Genomic DNA, 19,183 nt, shown 5'->3' with positions numbered 1-19,183 from the left:
ATTGTACATATTATATAAAACATAACTTTATCATAATTATTTGCTTTTCCATGTAGTTCCATCGGTAAAATGTACTTCTAATACTTTTATGTCCTTAATTTTAGTTGTTAAATCATATAAACTTAATGACCACATATATTCATCAAATTCAGCACTTTTTAATGATATATTTTGAGCAACACCATAAAAAGTATTACTATTATCTAAAAATTTATTTACTGGTTTATCAAATGCATCATAACATTTAAAAGATATTTTAAATGCATCTATTTCTTTATCTGAAAGATTTACAACAGTAATATTTGCAACTGGATCTCCTATACTATCTGCTACTATTACTGTTGTTTCGCCGATATACCTTTCATTTGGTTTAAAGAAGTATATACCTGTTTTAATAGGAATATAATTGTTTTCTTTTAACTCCTTCTTACGTTTTTCCTCAGCTTCTCTTAATTCTTTCTTGCGTTGTTCTTCCTCTCTATATTTTCTCCTATTTTCCTCATAGATTTTTTGATTAATAAACTCTTTTGACGATATTAAATTTTTAAAATAAGAATAGTTAGGATTATCTATCTTTGTTTCACTAAAATCATAATTTGAACAGACTTTAATGTTTTTTAGTGAACTTCCTAAATAAAGATATTTATCACTCCACATAGAATCAAAATATAGTTCTTTTTTTGTACTACTTGATCCTGGTTTTAATCTCATTGGCGAAACTGTTGATGTTATTATTTTATGTGTTTTTCTATCATAAAATATATTTTCTAATTCAATACTTAAACTTTCATCAAAGCAATTTTTTATAATTATATCTTCATTTCCAAAATCATTAGGAATTTTAAAATCTATCAAACTATTTTGCTTACATATATCTTTTTCACTTTCGCTAAATACCTCTTGCTTCCGCTTTCCATCATTTGTTATTTTATACACTTTATCATTAAATGCGTTTACATAGTATATCCATTCACCTTTGATATTAACTCCACTTATAGAATCATCACATAATTTTTCTTGTTTAGTTCCATTAATATTTTTCTTATAAAGTTTATAGTTATCTTCAGCATTTCCGTAATAAATATAACTATCTTTATACGCTATTAAGCTATCATCAGTTGGCTTTTCTTTTACAGTTATTAACTTTAATTTTTTACCATCATATTGTTTCTTTGAATTAGGTGATTTTACTAATATTTCAAGTATATAATCTCCTGCTGAAACTGGAGCCCAACTTACTTTTTTAGAATAGCCGGTAAAATTTCTCTTCCAAACATTTCTAGAAACATTATAATAATTTAATTTATATAGATACTTGTTATCTAATCCCTTGATATTATTTATCGTTATATTTTGACCAATAATAAATGTTTCTTGTTCCATACCTAGTTCTTTATTTAGCTTAAGTTCATTTTGTTTATTTAAACATTTTAAAGTTGTAATGCTATATGTATCATACTTATTATTTTTGCATTGTTTACCATATCTTTTTACCCAAACTGATAGCTTATATTCACCTTGGGTAAATTTTTTATCGGAGCAAAACTTATAAATTTTATCAGCATTAACTGGATTTGTATATCCTTTTGTTAATTCATCCCATTTATTTGTATTTATTTTATTAAGAAAAATTCTATACTGAACATCACACTTTTCACTTTCTTTATCAAATATAGTTCTTAAATAAAATGTTTCTGAATCTCCTTCAATTATAGGCAAATGATCTACTCCAACCAACTTACTTTGAGGTAATTCATTAGCTCTAGCTACAATAAAATTGCAACAAAATATTAACATGAAAAACATACAAAAACTTATCATTACTTTAAATCTTTTTTTAAATAAAATCATTTCTATCCCCCCTATGAATTTGTCTATTATTATTATACATTATTTAATTATATTGTAAATCTGAATAATTTTATCCTATTTATATGCTAGCAAACTCAAATTTTCCACTAAAAAACTCAGGCTAATTTATCCTTAGAATAATAGTTTATAATTAAAGTATAAAATCTAAATATGTGTCAATAATTAGAATAACAGTTCATATTTGTCACTAAGAATCACCTTAAAAAGCCCCAGGCGTAATGCCTGAGGCTAAATTTATGATAGTTAAATAAAAAGATTTGATTTCTTGATCTTTTATTTTTCTGTTAATTTCCCATTATTAATTGCTTCTACAATACTCTCTACAAATTTCTTATCTATATTCTCTTGTTCCTTTTGTTTTCTTCTTAGGTCTATATACTTTGGATTTAAAGCAACAACATTACCTTCTTTTTGTGGCTCACATTGCATTATCTCTAGTTCAAATTCTATTTCGTACTTTTTATCCATTTGCTCCTGCATATACTTAGAAATATTATTTTTAGTTAACCATTCTTCAAGTTCATCATATATTTTAATACCCTTCATTACATCAGGTTCAACATGAAGTTTTTCAGAAATTCCTACATACTCTTTATATTGTTCATCTGTAAAATTCTTTATATATTTAACTGTTTTCGTTCCTGCATCAACTACAATCCCTTCTTTAAAGCTATTGTCTGAGTTAAATATTTTAATACCTTTTTTTATGTCTAACTTGTTTTTATCCATTAACACACTTCCTTTTTTAATTCTGTCACGAATTTTATTGTCTAACTTTATACCTTCTATAACTATTATTTACATAATTATAACACATTGAAATTTAAAATATTTTTATAAAAAAGCCTTGGATATACTCCAAGGCTTCATTTGTATATTTAAATTTATTGTGGTGGGTGACATTTACTGCATGGTCCATAACTTGCTTTAGCTTTATCTAAACTAATAGGAATTTTGCTTTTTCGTAGATATTGGCAGCCATCCCTATGATACTTCTTACCTGTTTTAGTTACATAAACTGTTGTGCCTACATTTTTTGATGGTTTTGGTGTAGGTTTAGGAGTTGATTTAGTAACTGTTTTATTTGAAGTTGAGCTTTTTACTGTAGAACTACTACTATTCTTAGTTGAGGTTCCAGTTCCGTTGTAATTATAAGTACCTGGTTTTTTATCAAAAGTAATTTTAGTTCCATCAGATGTAGCTACTATAGTACCACTTTCATCAGTTCTATATACTGTAATGCCTTTAGTTTTCAGCTTATCCATCGTAGGCTTGTGTGGGTGTCCGTAATCATTTCCTTTACCTACGCTTACAATAGCATACTTAGGATTTACTTTAGCTAAGAAAGCATCTGTTGTTGATGAATGGCTACCATGATGTCCTACTTTTAAAACATCCGCACTAATATCTAATTGTTTTCTTAGAATTTCACCTTCTGATACATCTTCAGCATCTCCAGTAAATATAAATGAGTTATTACCAAATTTAAGCTTTATAACTATTGAATAGTTATTTACATCTTTATATTCTGTTCCATTTGGAGCTAGTATTGTACATACTGCATCTCCTACTTTAAAGTTATCTCCAACCTTAGGTACAGTCATTTTTTTACCTTTATTTTTTATAGCTGTTACTACATCTTTAAAAGTTTTAGTAGTACTTGTAGCTTTAGGCATATAGATTGTACCTATATCAAAAGTATTGATAACTACATCAAGTCCTCCGATATGATCCTCATGTGGATGCGTACCTATTACATAGTCTAACTTTGACACGCCTTGCTTTTTAAGATAATTCACTACTAAATTACTATCTGCATTGTTTCCAGCATCAATTAACATGTTATGTCCATTTTGTTGGATAAGTATTGAATCTGCTTGACCAACGTCTATATAGTGAACTTTAAGATTCCCTTGAACTTTCACATCTGCTTTTATAGTATTTGATACCGGTTTAGAAGTTGCTCCTTGATTAGTTTCTTTAGCAACTGCTACAGTTTTATTTTCTACATTTTCTTTTGAAGCTTCTTTTTTATTAGCTCCACAGCCTACTAAAGAAAACATAAAAATAAAAGCTATCATTAAATTTAAAAATCGCTTTTTTATGTTTGACATGTAGTCCCCCCCTATCTGATTTATCCACTACTATTATACATTATTTTACTTGTAAGTAAATTATTTATCTTAAGTTATCTCTTTAATTAACATAACAAGCTGAATATCCAATTATTTTTAACTTATTTCAATTGTATTTGAACTAAAATATTCCATTAATATGTGTATAATACTTTTTGTTTATGTTAAAACTTTTACATGTATATCAAAATAAATTTATATGGGGTGATTTATTGAAGACTTTTAATATAATTCCTTTATTAATAGTTTTAATAATAGTTTTAAAAATCATTAATAGTAGGTTAGATACTGAACAATCAAAACTAAGAAATGAATTTGCTAAAGAAAAATTAAAATATGGTTTAGCATCAAGATATTCTTTATCTCAACTTCCTAATAATCAATTTATAGATTTTTGTAATGAATTTTTAATAGAAAATGATTATAAAAATATAAAATTAATATCAGAAAAGCTTGAAGGTGGCATTACTTTTACTGCGGATAAAGGTAAAACTCTTAATATATATATTCATTGCTATAAAGCTATTAATGAAGAAAATTCAAATACTAATGATAATTATACTCATGTAGGTAGACCAGCACTTCAAAAATTTGTTGGAGCTATGGTTGAAGATAATATATATAATGCCCTTGTTATTACAAATGGCAACATATCCGGAGAAGCAAAGGAATATGTAGAAAATCTTCCCCAAATATATAATATGGAATTAATAGATGGAATTAATTTTTCAAAAGCTTGTTGGGATATCAGAAAAAATAATATAAGAAAAGAGTTTCTTCAAAATTCTTAGGAAATAAGGTGATTTAAATGAATTCTCCAATGGACATTTTAATAGGTTATTTTGTAAATTTAATGTTTATTGTTATTTTAGGGATAGCTTTAATAAAATTCATTATACTTTTTGCAAAATGCTTGCATAAAATTATTAACATGTTTATATATTACAGACAGGAAAAGAAACGTATTGATAATTTAAAACAGGGTATTTTAACTTTAGAAGATTTACATGATTTAAGCCCTAATGAATTTGAACATTGGTGTGCATCGTTTCTGGATAAACAAGGATATACTAACATTGAAGTAACACCTGTTGGACCTGATGGAGGAAAAGATATTATTTGTTACAGAGGTAATCTTAAATTTTATGTAGAATGCAAAAGATATGTTTATTCTAAAAAAGCAAAATATAAAGTTGATTTAGAAATAGCTCGTAAATTAGTAGGAGCTATGGAAGGTAATCAAGTTGTTGATGGAATGATAATTACCAGTGGTATTATTACTAATGAAGCTATCGAATATATAAATTCATTACCTGAATGTTTCGATATTAAATTATATGATGGAAAAGATTTATTAAAAGAATATGATAATTTTAGAAAGCTATCACCTGTAACTATAAAGACTTAAAAATAATAAAATCTAGTTTCACTTATATAACTAAAAAACCCCGGATTAATATCCGAGGTTTAATTATTTATATGCTCTTATTTTATTTAATCTTATATTATCTATATGCTGCTTTCTTAATCCAGCATCAGTTACATTATTAGTTTTAATTAATTTATAAATCTCTTGAACTTCATTAATGTTTAAAATTTCTTTATTAGCACTTGATAATTCATCCATTCTATTTAGTAATTCACTTACAAATAGTACATCTTTGTTATTTTTAAGATACTCACCTTGTAAAGTACATTTACCTGCAAATACAACTAAATTGTAAAAAGGTATTTTGCTATCTTTTATTAGCTTTTTCAATTCCTCAATATGTTTTTTATTTTGCTTTATAGGATTATAGACTGTATAGTATTTTCCTGTTTTCTTTATACTTTGTGTCCAATCATTTTTATCATCATAACCATAAATAAGATCTTTATAGTTTTTAGTTTCAATAACAATAATTCCAAAAGTTGATATCACTATATGATCAATTTGACTTGAAGTACCTTCATTCAATATCATTATATCATTAAGAAACTTATATTTATTTTTAGGTAATTTTTTTAGTGCTTTAATAACTTTCTTCTCTCCTATTACCCCTTTATTTTCCTTCCTAGTAAACCAAAGTAATACTGCTGCAATTAACGGCATTAATATTAAAGTTCCTACAGTAGATAAAAGAGTAAATACTATTTCCACTTTTCCTTTTTTATCACTAATATTCCAGGCATTATTTATTTCTCTTTTTAACTTTATAAATTCTCCTTCATGCTTCTTTATAATATAGATACATTTATTACTGCATTTATTATAGTAGTCAGCATATTGCTTATCTAGATAAACTTTAATAGTTTTATTTTCTCTGTTTACTTCTGCTATAGTTACTTTATTAGCTAAAAAATCCCCTTTCTTAAGGTAAAATAATTCCATAGTTTCTTCTTTATTAGATTTAAATCGTTCAAAATATATATTGACTAAATCACCTTTTTTTAGCTCTTTAAGTGAATTTGCTACTGAAATAGTAATCAATGAACTATTGCTTTGATTAATTTTGGGTGAAATATTCTTCTTATCGTAAACTATTTTGCCTACTGCTAAAATAGACATAAATATTGAACTAATTAAAATAAACCATAATATAAATCTAAATTTTTTTTTCATTTGCTTTTAACCTCTCCTAATAATAACTTAAATTACTCATATTATAAATACATATTAATTTTGAGTTTTTCACGTTTATATTTTCTTTTACTTATTGAACTGCTTCTGTTATACTCATTTAATAGTAAGTCTTCTTTGAGAACTTTTACCATTTCTTTATATCTACTACTCCTAATATTAAGTACTTTTAAAATACTCTTATTAATTACAAAACGAATTAAAATAACTATTGCTAGTGCAAATGTGATTATAATTAAGAAGTTTTTCCATAAAGTAATATTAATTATATTAGCATTCTTAAATTCTTCGTTAACAAACCAATTCCAAACGGGTATACTTAGAGCTCCTATTACTCCTATAAACCATAAGTTATCAACTTTATGTTCTTTAGCTTTATCATCTAACAAATCACATAAAACTTCTTTTTGTTTAAGTGTTTTAATACCTTGTTTTTTTAAATAACAAATAAATTTTTCACGTTTTTTTACATGTAAATAAGCAAATAAACTAATCTTATAATTATTTTTACTTTTAGACTTTCTTCTCCATTTCACCACTATTATTATAGCTATTATATAACTAAGTAAAGCTATCCAAAATAAAAATGATTCTTTGGTTAAAACTGATATTAAACCAAATATTAGATATATTCCAAGTAGTGTTACTAAACTCATTTGAACAATTTTATCTTGTTTGCTCATTAATCTAAAATTACTAAGTTCCTTATTATAATATTTATATATATTTTCAATCTCTAAATTGTTCAATACATCACCTCATTTTATATAAAAACTAATACATTTTAATAAAATAAAGAACTTAGGATATTGTACCTAAGTTCCAACATTCAATACTAGTAACCTCGTACTACTCCATTAATTGACCTAACAAGATAATAAGGTGCTGATACTAATCCTGTTAGTATCACTAAAAGCAGTATGAATGGACTTATGAATATAACTACTATTAATGGCACTATAATTCCAAAATTAGGTTTTAGTTTATTTAATATTCTCATTCCACATGGTATTCCCATTGCAATATAACACTCTGGCAGTGAATAAAGGGGTGGAAATGCTAAAAATTGAGTTTCTAATATAAACGTCCCTATTGCAAATAGTGTCATACTAATTAACATTTTCTTTGGATTAAACATTCTGTCCTCCTATTGATTATAAAAGAATATTTTAATTGCACTTTTTATATAACCATTGTTAAATTTTAAAAATTTAGTATTAATCTATCATTGTATAGTGTAAAACTAATAGTTTCTTTTTTTATTATAGGCATATTTACCAATAAAATCAATATTATATATATATCTTCATTTTTGCATAAAGAGACCAAGATAAAAAATGCCCTAAGCCTAAGTTTATGGGAAAATTACTTCTTTTTAGTTGTTTGTTTAACAAGCTGGTTGGACAACACTGTAACACCAGCTACTAAAATTCCTTGAATAACTGCTTGTACATTTATCTCTAGAATCAAAACAGACAACACTATAGATACCATAAGTATTATCCAAGGAATTACCCAATCAGGTATGTTAGGTATATTTTTTATTATAATACCTAATACATATAAAACTGGAATAAGTATTAAAGCTTGCTCAGTTACATATTTCATAAGATCTATGTTATTCATCTATACTCCTCCTAAATCAATTTAATATATTTTGCATATACACATCCAGTTGGATATATTGAATACCAGTTATTATATTGTTTATAAATTTTAACTTTATCACCTTTTTTAAGCTGTTTTAAAACTTTTGAATTAGTTGTATTTGATTCTCTTACGTTTAAAACACTTGCGGTAATTTCTCCATATCTACCCTTTAGGCTACTTTTAGATTGTTTAGGTACTGCAGTAATGCTTTTACCAGTAATACCTTTTACAACTGCTTCAGCTAACTGTTGTCTAAAACTTTCATTTTTTAATTTAGCTACATCTGAAACATTATCAATAAATCCAAATTCATTGAGTATTGCTGGCATTCTAGTATTTCTTATCACATACAAGTAATCACCATGTCTACCTCTTTTAGTTTTAATTCCCCTTGATTCAAATAACATTACTAATTGAGCTTCGACTTTAGATGCATAAACTCTTCCTGTACCACCATTAATAGAACACCAAACTTCTTCACCTTTTCCACCACCTGAATTTACATGATTTGAAATAAATATATCGGCTCCCCAGATATTTGCCATATAAACTCTTTTTGCTAAATTAACAAATACATCAGTACTTCTACTCAATCTTACTTCATGTCCAAGTGTCTCAAATAATTTCTTCTGCTTTAAAGATATATCTAAGACTAAATCTTTTTCTCTTAATCTATTTCCTACTGCTCCTGAATCATATCCACCATGTCCTGGATCTATAAATATTTTCATAAACTATTCCTCCTTTTTTCTTAACTGTTCTAAAGCTTTAATCATTTTTTTAGGAAGAGGTACCCCACACTTTCCTACATTTTCAAGAATACTAATTCCTTCATTGCCAATATAAAAATAGGCTACTATAGTACGGAACACCCAAGTTCCATTACTTAGCAACCTATCTAATAAAACAGCCACAATAAGTACTAATAAAATAGTTGATTTTCTCAATATTCCTTTAAAACCTATATGGCTGTTAAGTTTATCTTGAATTATTGCAGCAATAAGTCCTGTAATGTAATCAAGGCTCATAAATGCTACTAATACTATGAGGCATGTATCCCATATTCCAAAAATATAGGTAAAAAAACTGCCTATTACTACTATTACAGTATTAAATATCTCTCTTTCATTCATATTGCACCTCCTAAAATGAAGTATAATTCTTTTGATTCTTGCAAGTCATTTTATAACCCCTCGGTAATTTTTATATATTTTACAAAATATGGTTTGTATTTTGCAAGTTTCACATATTTGTATCTCGTTTTTAAATCATAAAAAATACACCTTTTTAGGTGTTATGTTAAATACATAATATTTTTCTATTAAGAAATAACTTTTTCAAACCTCATACTAAAACTGCTTTGAAAATTTGATATATTTCTAAATGTCTCTTTAAGAATATAATCTTGTCCAATTGTTAATACAACATCTTTATTGCTTAAAATTTCAGCATTTAAATTTGTACCTACAAATGAATCAAATTCAACTTTAACATTAATATCCGTTACATTTATTGATATAGATTTTTCTTTTCTTTCTCCTGTCCAACTAACATTTTCATAACAATTATTTACCTCATATTCTTTTTCGTTAACTCTTATTTTTAACATAAAACATTACCTACCTTTAATTTATTTTAATTTTTTATTGTATACTTAATATTTATATTATATTTGTAATAGTAGTAGTAACCACCTTTATAAATAGTTCCACTATAATTTTGTCTGTATTTTCTAGTATCAGAACTAGGTTTTGTTACTGTTCCACTATAAGTTACAGTATATGTGACTTTTTCTTCTAAGAAAATTTGTCCTATATATGGTTGATATGGTGGATTAAAAACTTCCGATTTATCCATAACAGTCGATTTATGAGTTAAGTTTCCACTATATCCATTTTCATTATACGAAATAGGAAAGCCACCACCCCTAGCCCAATCTATATGGTCAGTTTCCCAACGATTTCCATTCCATTTTTTATAAAAACGATCATACGTATGTTTTGTAGTTGCTACTGTTTTGCTATCACTTGGAGTATAACTTCCACTATATACATAACTACTTCCGCTTTTATATAATGTTCCACTATACCCATCATTTGAATAGCTTACACTTGAAGAAAAGCTATTTGATGATGATGTTCTATAATCTGTTGCAGATTTAGAATATTTAGTTGAACTATAACTACTGCGTATATAGTTACCAGCACTTACAGATACATTTACATTATCGCCTTCTGTTGTATAATTTACATTACCAGTATCTACAGTAATTTCATCAATACTTATTAAATTAGGAAAATTAAAAGTATATGAACGACTACTTGATGTACTTTCACTAAATGTATAATCTAATATTTTTTGTATTGTATATTTGATAAAGTCTATTATTTCAGAATCTATTTTACTTTTCACAAGCAACCTTTTAATTTCATTACCTACTTTATAGTAAATACTTTTTATTTGCTTAACTTTATTATTCATTTTAATAGGTATCAATTTTATCACCTACTCATATACAAAATATAAAGTATTTTCTTGTGCTGTTTCTACTGTAGGTATTATATTAGTTATTATTACTCTTTTTATATCTCCTTGTGACGTTAAATCAATCATTTGAGAAGTAACTTCTTTTAATTTATTATCGGTATTTGTTTTGAAATTTTCTAAATCTGTAGTATTAGCATTTATAAGATTAAGTAAATTACCAGAAATATCTTCACTTAATATATTTTTTATAGAATTGAACCATGTATTAAATTCATTTTCAAAGTTTTGTTTCATTGTTGCTATATCTTCTTGAGAAGTAGATGTTGTAGTATCATACCAAGCTGTAAAAGCTTGTTTTTTACTTCCTATGAAATTGTCTAAATCTGAATTATACTGCTGCATTTTTTTAGCAAACCATGCCTGGTACTGATTAAATAGTGTAGTAGTGTCCACCTGCTCCACAGTTCCATGTACTATTCCGCAAAGATCTTTATTAATCCTTAAATCCGTAATATCAGCTTGAGTTATAGAAATAGCTCCCTTGTTTAATTTTATATCTGCTAAAGCTATTTCGTATGCATCAGCATCTCTTTGTAGATTTTTAGCAACTGCATTAGTGGTAAAATCACCTTTTTTAATATACCCATATATTTTTCTTTCTACTGTATCCATTCTTAGTACAACTCTATCTATTCTGCTTAATACTCCATCAGCAGGATCTACAGATACTATATAATCATCTGTATTAATGTATATCGCACCATTTATCCAACCTTTACCTTGTTTAATAGTTACGGTCATATCGTCATTAGCCATTACTTGTAAGTTAGTTGAGGGATTAGGAAAAACTCCATTCCCTATAAATGAAGCAAAGTATTCTCTAAAATTCTCTGCTTTATATTTCCTATCTCCGTTTACACTATTAAAAATAAAGCTTTTTTCCACTATCTCACCACCTTTTTAGTTTCTCTTTTTATTGCTGTAATTAAATTAGGTATATTTATACCAAATGTTGCTTCAAGATTAAAATTTTCTTCATATATTTCTTTTAACTCAATAATTCTAGTATTCATAGTTATTCCTAATTTTCTGTCTTGTACTGTTACCATGTCTCCCAAATCATAATCTTCCTGAAAATTAAAAGAGCTATAAGGAATAATCTGTACCTCAAAGCTTTTTACTTTTTTAAATTCATTTAGTTTTTGTTGTCCTTGGATAGTAAGTTCTTCTACATTTTCTGCCTGTGAACAGTCAATAAAAATTTCAGTTCTATGTAGTCCACTAGCTTCACCAACTTGTTGAATTAACCTTTCATCTTCTTCACCTTTTCCACCACAATATCCAACATTTTTATAATCCAAGCTACTTTCTATGTAATGCCTATTCTTTATGTTGTCAAAATCCAAACTAAATATTACTGGTGGTAAAATATCCTGGTTAGCAGTTAAAGATTTTCCTTCAACTACATCAAATATCCATTTAGCATTATTTATATCTAATAATACTTCCCACCCTAACTCACTATATTCTCCTATATCGGTAAGTTTATCAGCTAAATTTTCAAACCTAGTACGCCATTTATCTTCCTTACCTCTTTTTAAGTCAGGAGCTATTACAACTTGAGAAATTTTTCTGGAAATGTCTGATGGATTTACAATATTATTATTTACAAACTGCTTCATTATAGTTTCTTGACTCCCTACTGCATTATCATAAGCTTGGTTACCTGTTGGTACTGTTATTCTTCTTTTCATAACCCCTTTAAGCGTTGGACCTTTAATGACAAGCGTTTCTGTAGCTTCTCCATTCTCATCTATACCATTTTCACGGTGCATTATAATGCCTACTTTATTAACTTTAGCACCGAGTAATATTAAGTTTCCTTCCTGAAGTTTATCTGTATTATTTTTATTTATATTAATATGAAGTTCAAACTCACCGACTTTAAAAAATCGTCTTATGAATATAAGTGATTCATAATCATCAATTTCGCCCAAAAGATTAAAGTCAGAACTTATTATTCTTATATGTTCATTCATTTTACACACCTAAATAAAGAGGTTTATGGTAAATAGCAACCTCTAGGTTATCTATACCTTTCTCTGCATCATATCGCAGCAAATTGTCTCCAACATTAAGCTGTAGGAACTCTGAATTTAAATCTATATAGTTAAAAACATTTTGACTTATTCCATTGCTCTTTACCATTTCAACTCTTTTATTTCCAAAGTCGGTACTGATAATAAGCTTATCCCCTGCTTGTAAAGTTCTTTTAACTTTTAAATATTTTCTAGTATAAACATCAAATAAACTTGGATTAACTACTGTAGCAAGAGCTGTGAATTCTATTCTCATTCCACATTTACTATCACCCTTGTTAAGAATATTTACTATTAAATTTGACTCTCTATGTCCCATTTCTATACCCTCCTCTGGAATTTCCAATTCAAATTCAAAATCTCCAGCCCAAAGAGCTACTTCTTTTTTGCATTCTTGTGTATCTGTCCAAAATGGATTAGGGCAATACAGTTGAATCAAAAAATCTTGTATCTCTGACACCTTATCCTTGAATGATATATTTTCCACAATACAGTTAATTTCATGCTCTCCTGCATTATTTATATACTTAAGTTTCCCTTTTATTTTAGGATTAAATATACTGCATAATTCTTGTCTTTTCCTATACATATTCTCTACATTTTCCCCAACTATAGAGCCTGTTATAGGTAAAACTCTTTCTTCTAATAACGTTCCATGATAACTCCTTCCATCTTGACTAGGAGCCTTTGATGTTAAAACTGTAGTTTGAGAACTTCCTGTTCCTTCTATCTTTTCAATAATAAAAGGACCAGAGTTTTTTAAAACTATACTCTGACCCCTTAAATTTGTAAATATTATTTTCTCCATATTATCACCTACGATCCAAAAACTAATCTTCTAAATGTAGATTCAGTTTTTCTCATTATTTCTGAAGGTCTCATAACATGAGGACTATTAAAAGTCACATGATTATTATTTACTACTGTAGAATGATTATTTGATATATGTGTACTTCCACGAAATGAATGTGATGAACTTGCAGCTTTTGCTGCGTTAGCTTCACTGATAGCTTTTAAAGCATTTTTTCTTGATTCACTAATAGAACTATTAATATCAGCTACCATCTCTCTTAGTGAGTCAATCTTAGGCTTAAATCCTTCAACTAAATTTTCACCTAATGTATTCCCTACTTCTTTATAAGTATCACCATACGCTTTGAGTAATTCTACTATTTCTTTTTGATTATTATCCATAATAAGTTTTTCAGCTTCAGCGTTAAGTTGAGCATCATCTAATTTTTTTTCATAAAAATCCTTGTTATCTCTGAGTTTTTTATATAATATAGCTTTTTCAAAATTATAAGTCTCGTTTATACTTTTAATTTGTAGTTTTTCAGTTTCTTGAAGTTGCTTCTTTTGCTTTGCAAAATATTCTTTACTATCTACTATCCTTCGTTTTAAATCTTCCTTTTTAGCTTCGTAAGTAGCTGATATTGAGTCTTTTTCCATTTTTTCTGAGCTATCAAGAAGCTTTTTTTGAACTCTATAATATTCTTTGCTATCATCAATTCTACGCTTTAAATTATCTTTTTTAGTCTCATATATATCACTTATACTTTGCTTTTGCTTAGATGCATCTTCTTTGATTATATCCATTTGTTTTTTTAGTGTATCTTTTGTATCTTCTATTTTATCATTGTGCAAACGCTCTTGTCTTTCTTGGATTAATTTATTTAATTCTTTCTGCATTTCAGCTTTATTAAACTCATTATGTTCAAAAGATATTTTATCCTTTAATCTATTTATCTTGATGAGATCTTCTTTATCTTTTTTGATTCTTTCTTCAACTTTAACTTGCTTATCTAATGCATTTATTTGGTCTTGTAATGCACTAATTTTTTTATTTGAAACTTCATCAATAGATCTAAGCTGATGTTCTTTCCAGTTATCCAACTTTTCAGATTCATATTTAAAAGCTTTTTCTGAATTTAGTTTACCATTTTCAAGTGCTTCTTTTTTAGTATTATAAGTATCTTCAATAGCTTCAAGAGTATCTTTTTTCCACTTATCTAACTCTTCTGACTCATGTTGAAAAGCTATCTCAGATTTATTTTCTTCTTCTTGAAGTATTTCCTTTTTCTTATCAAAAACTTCATTTATCTCTTCTAAGTTTTTGTTTTTAAGTTTTTCTAAGTTATCTAATTGCTTATTTAGAGATTCCTCTTGCTGACTTTCTTCTTCACTATATTTTTCTTTTAATGCATTTTTAATTTTATCAGCAAGGTTATTTATACTTTCAGCAACTTCTTTATTTATTTGTTTTTTAGCTTCTACAACTGCATTAGACATACTGATAAGTTCTATCTTAGCATCTTGAAAAGCTTTTTTAGCTTCAATAGCCTCATCAGAAGTTGAACCAAAACTTTCAGCTAACTCCTTATAACGTTTTTTCAATTCCCCTATCTTCTGTTCTTGAATAATAACTATAGCTTTTTGATTATCTAAATTCTTATTTAAATCTTTAGTGTCAATACTTAATCTTCTTATAGCTACATCATATTTATTAATTTTATCTTTAAATAAATTTTCAGAAGTTTTTATAGATTTCTTTACAGCTTCATTTCTTTCATTTAAAAGCTCAATACCTAACTCATGATATTTTTTTAAAGCAGTTTTAGAATTTTCAAGTGCTTTTACTTTAGCATTAGTTACTGATTTTACTGCAGCTATAGCTTTTTTATTATGTTCATTTTTCTTATTGCCTACAGCTTGTAAGTTAGCTGTTTCTTTTGCAGTACTTTCCTTAATGGCTTTTATTTTAGCATCTAAAATTATAATTCTGTTTTTATAATCTTTATCAAGTAATTCTTTTGATGTTTTAACTTCATCTTGATTAAGTTTATTTACATAATTAACATAGTCTTTATAAGCTTTTTTATTTTTATCTCCATAGTTTAACATTGAAGCATTATTGTTTTTAATAGTGCTTTCAGATACACTTACTCTTGGTTTTACAGCTATACTTTCTTTTGACTGTGCCATAGCTTCTTTAGCAATATTTTGAGCATTGGATTTATTAGAAAGAGCCTCTAGTAATTTTTTAGATTCATTATGATTAAATACTTTTTCTCCACCATTAAACCATCTATATTGTCTACTAGTTACTATTTCAAACCCATCTTCTGCAATTTCATGTAATCCTGGTGTTGCTGAATTTGTACCAGTTGCATATCCCTTACCTGCACCTGCAATTGAACCTGGACCATTATAAGTTCCTAAACCACTATCATTTTGTTTTTCAAAAAAACTATTTATCTTCTCAAAAAATCCAGTAACTTTAAAGGTAAAGTTTTTTACATCTGGTTTCCAATCATCCCACCATTTTTTTAATTTATCCCAACTTGTTAACATTTCACCTGACTTTGTGTCTACATCATCAGCTATAGTTTTATCCATTTCAAGTACTCTAGTTACTACACCTTCTTTAAGCATGTTAGCTTTTTCTATGCTTTGTGTTTTTTGTCTCTCAGCTTCTTTGATTAATTTATCAGCTTGTTCAGCTGTAATAGTTCCAGTTTCATCTCTCATTCTTATTATCTGCTTAACAGTTTCATCATATTGTTTATTGGCTTTATCTACTGCACTTATTCTTTGTTTTTCTGCATTCTTAATCACTTCACTAGCTTGCTCTGCTGTAATTCTACTACTATATCCTTTGAGTCTTTCCATTATTACTTTACTTTCAATTTCCTCTTCACTAAGACATTTAATGGCATTTTGTCTCATATTATTTTGATACATATTTATTTCTTTGACTTCATCTGCTTTAAGATTTCTGTTTTCTTTACTTGCCCTCTCAATGATTGCTTTAATTTTATCTTGAAATTCTTGCTGAGATGCCTTTCTGGCTTCATTATTTTGCTTTTCTTTTGCTAAAATCTCTGCTTCTTCATCCTTTGTCATAGCATTACTATTATTAAAGAAATTTTGTAAAGATGAAGTTCTTTTTTGATAATGTTTATCTATTCCCTTCTCTATTTGCTTATTCATATTTTTATAGATACTAATTAGTTCCTGAGAGTTTTCATTAGTTAAAATTGTTCTATTAGCATATATGTTTGTAAGACTTTCCGTAGCAGATTTATCTAACTCCATATAAGTTCCAACAGCCTTCTTAGTTTCATCACTTATTTTTATAGTAGTTTGCTCATAACTTTGTATAATTTGTCCATTTGCAGTTTTTGTTCTATGTGCTGCTTGTTGAGTTTTATTTGCAAAAAGATCAACGGCTGGAATTGCTTCTTTTGTCATATGCTTATATATTTTATGCCCACCATAAGCAACTGCTCCAGCAGCAGCTATCCATGGTGCGGCAGCAACTACAGCTGGACCAAAACTAGCTGTTAATCCTAAAATTCCTCCACTACCTGCAGCTCCTGTTGCTACACCTGCTGCTGTTCCAACTCCTTCAACTGCAGTAGCTACTGTTGTTGCCCCCTTAAATAATCCAAAGAAGGTACTTACTTTAGGTCCTAAGCTTAATAGTCCACCTATTCCTTTTATAACTCCACCAGTAACGCTTAGAAAAGGTCCGAGTACAGCAGTTGCTAATCCGATTTTAACTATCCAGTCTTGAGTTGTTGGACTAAGTTTTCCAAATTTATCAGCTAAATTTGATATTAGATTAATGCCTTTCTCTACTACTGGTAATAACTTTATACCTAGTCTAATACCTGCATTTTTTAATTTGTTCATTGCTTTTTCAAATTTTTCAGCTGTTGTTTCAGCCATTTGATCTGCAGCTTTTTGTGTACTACCTATTGAATTTTTAGAAGCTTCTAATCCGTTTTTAAAATCTTCCATACCATATTTACTTGTTAAACTTAAAACTGCTCCTAGTCCTTCTACACTGCCAAACAATTGTCCTAAAGCACCTGTAGTTTCTCCACCTGCTTTGGTTAATACTTTCAATTGTCCTTTAGCGTTTTTTAATTCTGCTTTCCAGTGTCTCATTTGTTCCTTGTTCTTTTTTTGCTCTTTAGTAGCATGATCTATTTGATAGTGATATTTAGCTATTTTATCTGCAGTTTCAATAAGTGCAGGATTTGTATTTTTAAGTTTTTCTCGTAAATCTTTTAAAAATCCACCAAACCCTTTAGATTTAATTGTTGCAGTACTAAAATCAATTCCTAGCGCTTGAGCCATTTTCCTTGCCTGTTGACTAGGTTTTATCAAATTACTAAGAGTTGCTTTTAATCCTGTCGTTGCTTCACCTGTTGATAATCCATTTTTAGTTAAAACTATCATACTGGCTGAAAGTTCATCTAAGCTCAATCCTGCATTAGATGCAATTGGGGTAAGTGAACCTAATGTTGAACTTAATTGTCCTACAGTAGTTACACCCATGTTTTGTATATTAATCATTTTATCAGCTATTATTTTAGTTGCATTTGCTTGACTAATACCTAACTTTTCAAATTCTTCTCTATAGATATTATAAGTAGACGTTAATAATTTAAGAGAATCATTCGCATCAGCAAAGCCACCCTTGCTAAGTTCGGAAGATGTTTTAACAACACTTGTAAGATCTTTTATTTTAACACTGGCAGATAGCGCGTTATACTCCATTTCTGCTAAATCTTTTGCTGTAACACCTGTTGCATCAGATAGATTTAATGTTTCTTTAGATAAATTCTTTATTTCTTCACTACTTAATTTTGCAATTGTATTTGCCTTTGTCATACCTTTTTCAAAATCCATAGCAGATTTAGCAGATACGGTTCCTACTGCAACAAGTGGAAGTGTAACTCCCATAGTCAATTTATTACCTATCTCTTGAAACTTACCACCAACTTTATCAAAAACCCTGTATCTATTATTAATTCTAGTGAATTCTCTTTCTAACAATTCCAGTCTTCCAGTAAAAGTTCTTGTTTCTCTTTCTGCTCTTCTCATTTCTTCTGTAAGCTGAGAATGTGATAATTTCAAATCCAAAACATGAGAGTTATATTGTTCAGCTTCTTTAGAGTTTTTACCACTTTGCTTTTCTATATCAGCTAAAGTCTTTTCTGACTTTTTAATTTCTTCATCTAAGACTTTTATTCTATCTTTATAACTTTCTATTTTTTTACTATTATCAAAAATACTTTTTCCTGTCTTATCATTAGCTCTTTCCCAAAGCTGATATGATTTTTCTATGTTAGATACAGCAGTATAAACTGATTTATCCATTATAGAACTAGATTGTTGAGTTCTTGTTTGTAATTTATAAAAACCCTTCATTGCTTTCGTCACAGAACTCTCAAACTTATCTAACCTTAAATCTAAACTCGAATATATACTTCCTAAATCTGTACTTATATTTCTCACCTCCTATTTTG

The 19,183-nt window shown here is 27.8% G+C and carries 17 protein-coding genes; 2 read left to right on the top strand and 15 right to left on the bottom strand.

Features of this window, described 5'->3' with window-relative positions; genetic code table 11:
• Positions 1–36: 36 nt before the first annotated feature.
• The 3 genes from OXH55_RS17855 to OXH55_RS17845 all read right to left on the bottom strand — a co-directional run bounded on the left by OXH55_RS17855 (position 37) and on the right by OXH55_RS17845 (position 3,986).
• Positions 37–1,851, bottom strand: coding sequence for a DUF5050 domain-containing protein (locus OXH55_RS17855; protein WP_268051479.1), 1,815 nt, complete (start codon positions 1,849–1,851; stop codon positions 37–39).
• Positions 1,852–2,145: 294 nt separating this feature from the next.
• The gene (locus OXH55_RS17850; RefSeq protein WP_268051478.1) at positions 2,146–2,601 is read right to left on the bottom strand and encodes a hypothetical protein; all 456 of its coding nucleotides are present in this window, start codon (positions 2,599–2,601) and stop codon (positions 2,146–2,148) included.
• 155 nt (positions 2,602–2,756) lie between these two features.
• Positions 2,757–3,986 carry a ComEC/Rec2 family competence protein gene (locus OXH55_RS17845; RefSeq protein ID WP_268051477.1) on the bottom strand — a complete coding sequence of 410 codons (1,230 nt, stop codon included), beginning with the start codon at positions 3,984–3,986 and terminating at the stop codon, positions 2,757–2,759.
• Between the two features lie 233 nt (positions 3,987–4,219).
• On the opposite strand from OXH55_RS17845, the gene OXH55_RS17840 reads away from it, so the two are divergent.
• Positions 4,220–4,798 (top strand): restriction endonuclease, encoded by a 579-nt coding sequence (locus OXH55_RS17840; RefSeq protein ID WP_268051476.1) that lies wholly within the window; start codon positions 4,220–4,222, stop codon positions 4,796–4,798.
• 17 nt (positions 4,799–4,815) lie between these two features.
• Positions 4,816–5,415 carry a restriction endonuclease gene (locus OXH55_RS17835; protein ID WP_268051475.1) on the top strand — a complete coding sequence of 200 codons (600 nt, stop codon included), beginning with the start codon at positions 4,816–4,818 and terminating at the stop codon, positions 5,413–5,415.
• A 63-nt stretch (positions 5,416–5,478) separates the two neighbouring features.
• Here OXH55_RS17835 and OXH55_RS17830 read toward each other — a convergent pair whose 3' ends face one another.
• The 12 genes from OXH55_RS17830 to OXH55_RS17775 all read right to left on the bottom strand — a co-directional run bounded on the left by OXH55_RS17830 (position 5,479) and on the right by OXH55_RS17775 (position 19,172).
• Positions 5,479–6,609: a nuclease-related domain-containing protein gene (locus OXH55_RS17830; protein ID WP_268051474.1), complete on the bottom strand. Its 1,131-nt coding sequence runs from the start codon at positions 6,607–6,609 to the stop codon at positions 5,479–5,481.
• A gap of 41 nt (positions 6,610–6,650) precedes the next feature.
• Positions 6,651–7,376 carry a hypothetical protein gene (locus OXH55_RS17825; protein ID WP_268051473.1) on the bottom strand — a complete coding sequence of 242 codons (726 nt, stop codon included), beginning with the start codon at positions 7,374–7,376 and terminating at the stop codon, positions 6,651–6,653.
• Positions 7,377–7,462: 86 nt separating this feature from the next.
• Positions 7,463–7,765, bottom strand: a complete 303-nt coding sequence (locus tag OXH55_RS17820) for a hypothetical protein (protein ID WP_268051472.1) — start codon at positions 7,763–7,765, stop codon at positions 7,463–7,465.
• 227 nt (positions 7,766–7,992) lie between these two features.
• Entirely contained in the window at positions 7,993–8,253 is a 261-nt protein-coding gene (locus tag OXH55_RS17815; RefSeq protein ID WP_272509113.1) for a phage holin family protein, read from the bottom strand.
• 11 nt (positions 8,254–8,264) lie between these two features.
• Positions 8,265–9,008: an N-acetylmuramoyl-L-alanine amidase gene (locus tag OXH55_RS17810; protein WP_268051471.1), complete on the bottom strand. Its 744-nt coding sequence runs from the start codon at positions 9,006–9,008 to the stop codon at positions 8,265–8,267.
• 3 nt (positions 9,009–9,011) lie between these two features.
• Positions 9,012–9,410, bottom strand: a complete 399-nt coding sequence (locus OXH55_RS17805; RefSeq protein ID WP_268051470.1) for a phage holin family protein — start codon at positions 9,408–9,410, stop codon at positions 9,012–9,014.
• A 188-nt stretch (positions 9,411–9,598) separates the two neighbouring features.
• Positions 9,599–9,886, bottom strand: coding sequence for a hypothetical protein (locus OXH55_RS17800; RefSeq protein WP_268051469.1), 288 nt, complete (start codon positions 9,884–9,886; stop codon positions 9,599–9,601).
• 26 nt (positions 9,887–9,912) lie between these two features.
• On the bottom strand, positions 9,913–10,758 hold the full coding sequence (locus OXH55_RS17795) for a hypothetical protein (RefSeq protein WP_268051468.1): 846 nt from the start codon (positions 10,756–10,758) through the stop codon (positions 9,913–9,915).
• Positions 10,759–10,782: 24 nt separating this feature from the next.
• Positions 10,783–11,709 carry a hypothetical protein gene (locus OXH55_RS17790; protein WP_268051467.1) on the bottom strand — a complete coding sequence of 309 codons (927 nt, stop codon included), beginning with the start codon at positions 11,707–11,709 and terminating at the stop codon, positions 10,783–10,785.
• Positions 11,709–12,803 carry a siphovirus ReqiPepy6 Gp37-like family protein gene (locus tag OXH55_RS17785; RefSeq protein ID WP_268051466.1) on the bottom strand — a complete coding sequence of 365 codons (1,095 nt, stop codon included), beginning with the start codon at positions 12,801–12,803 and terminating at the stop codon, positions 11,709–11,711. Before OXH55_RS17785 ends, OXH55_RS17790 begins: the two co-directional genes overlap by 1 nt.
• Before the next feature lies 1 nt (position 12,804).
• Entirely contained in the window at positions 12,805–13,671 is an 867-nt protein-coding gene (locus tag OXH55_RS17780) for a phage tail family protein (protein ID WP_268051465.1), read from the bottom strand.
• An 8-nt stretch (positions 13,672–13,679) separates the two neighbouring features.
• Positions 13,680–19,172 carry a phage tail tape measure protein gene (locus OXH55_RS17775; RefSeq protein WP_268051464.1) on the bottom strand — a complete coding sequence of 1,831 codons (5,493 nt, stop codon included), beginning with the start codon at positions 19,170–19,172 and terminating at the stop codon, positions 13,680–13,682.
• Positions 19,173–19,183: the final 11 nt, after the last annotated feature.

This window comes from Clostridium ganghwense, assembly GCF_026735165.1.
In the GTDB taxonomy this organism is placed as follows: domain Bacteria; phylum Bacillota; class Clostridia; order Clostridiales; family Clostridiaceae; genus Clostridium_H; species Clostridium_H ganghwense.
The sequence above is the reverse complement of the archived record's forward strand: the minus strand, read 5'-3'. Positions and strand labels throughout refer to the sequence as shown.

Excerpts from the sequence above, each read along its gene's own strand:
- OXH55_RS17855 (WP_268051479.1), bottom strand. The coding sequence starts at position 1,851 with ATGATTTTATTTAAAAAAAGATTTAAAGTAATGATAAGTTTTTGTATG.
- OXH55_RS17850 (WP_268051478.1), bottom strand. The coding sequence starts at position 2,601 with ATGGATAAAAACAAGTTAGACATAAAAAAAGGTATTAAAATATTTAAC.
- OXH55_RS17845 (WP_268051477.1), bottom strand. The coding sequence starts at position 3,986 with ATGTCAAACATAAAAAAGCGATTTTTAAATTTAATGATAGCTTTTATT.
- OXH55_RS17835 (WP_268051475.1), top strand. The coding sequence starts at position 4,816 with ATGAATTCTCCAATGGACATTTTAATAGGTTATTTTGTAAATTTAATG.
- OXH55_RS17830 (WP_268051474.1), bottom strand. The coding sequence starts at position 6,609 with ATGAAAAAAAAATTTAGATTTATATTATGGTTTATTTTAATTAGTTCA.
- OXH55_RS17820 (WP_268051472.1), bottom strand. The coding sequence starts at position 7,765 with ATGTTTAATCCAAAGAAAATGTTAATTAGTATGACACTATTTGCAATA.
- OXH55_RS17815 (WP_272509113.1), bottom strand. The coding sequence starts at position 8,253 with ATGAATAACATAGATCTTATGAAATATGTAACTGAGCAAGCTTTAATA.
- OXH55_RS17810 (WP_268051471.1), bottom strand. The coding sequence starts at position 9,008 with ATGAAAATATTTATAGATCCAGGACATGGTGGATATGATTCAGGAGCA.
- OXH55_RS17805 (WP_268051470.1), bottom strand. The coding sequence starts at position 9,410 with ATGAATGAAAGAGAGATATTTAATACTGTAATAGTAGTAATAGGCAGT.
- OXH55_RS17800 (WP_268051469.1), bottom strand. The coding sequence starts at position 9,886 with ATGTTAAAAATAAGAGTTAACGAAAAAGAATATGAGGTAAATAATTGT.
- OXH55_RS17795 (WP_268051468.1), bottom strand. The coding sequence starts at position 10,758 with ATGAATAATAAAGTTAAGCAAATAAAAAGTATTTACTATAAAGTAGGT.
- OXH55_RS17785 (WP_268051466.1), bottom strand. The coding sequence starts at position 12,803 with ATGAATGAACATATAAGAATAATAAGTTCTGACTTTAATCTTTTGGGC.
- OXH55_RS17780 (WP_268051465.1), bottom strand. The coding sequence starts at position 13,671 with ATGGAGAAAATAATATTTACAAATTTAAGGGGTCAGAGTATAGTTTTA.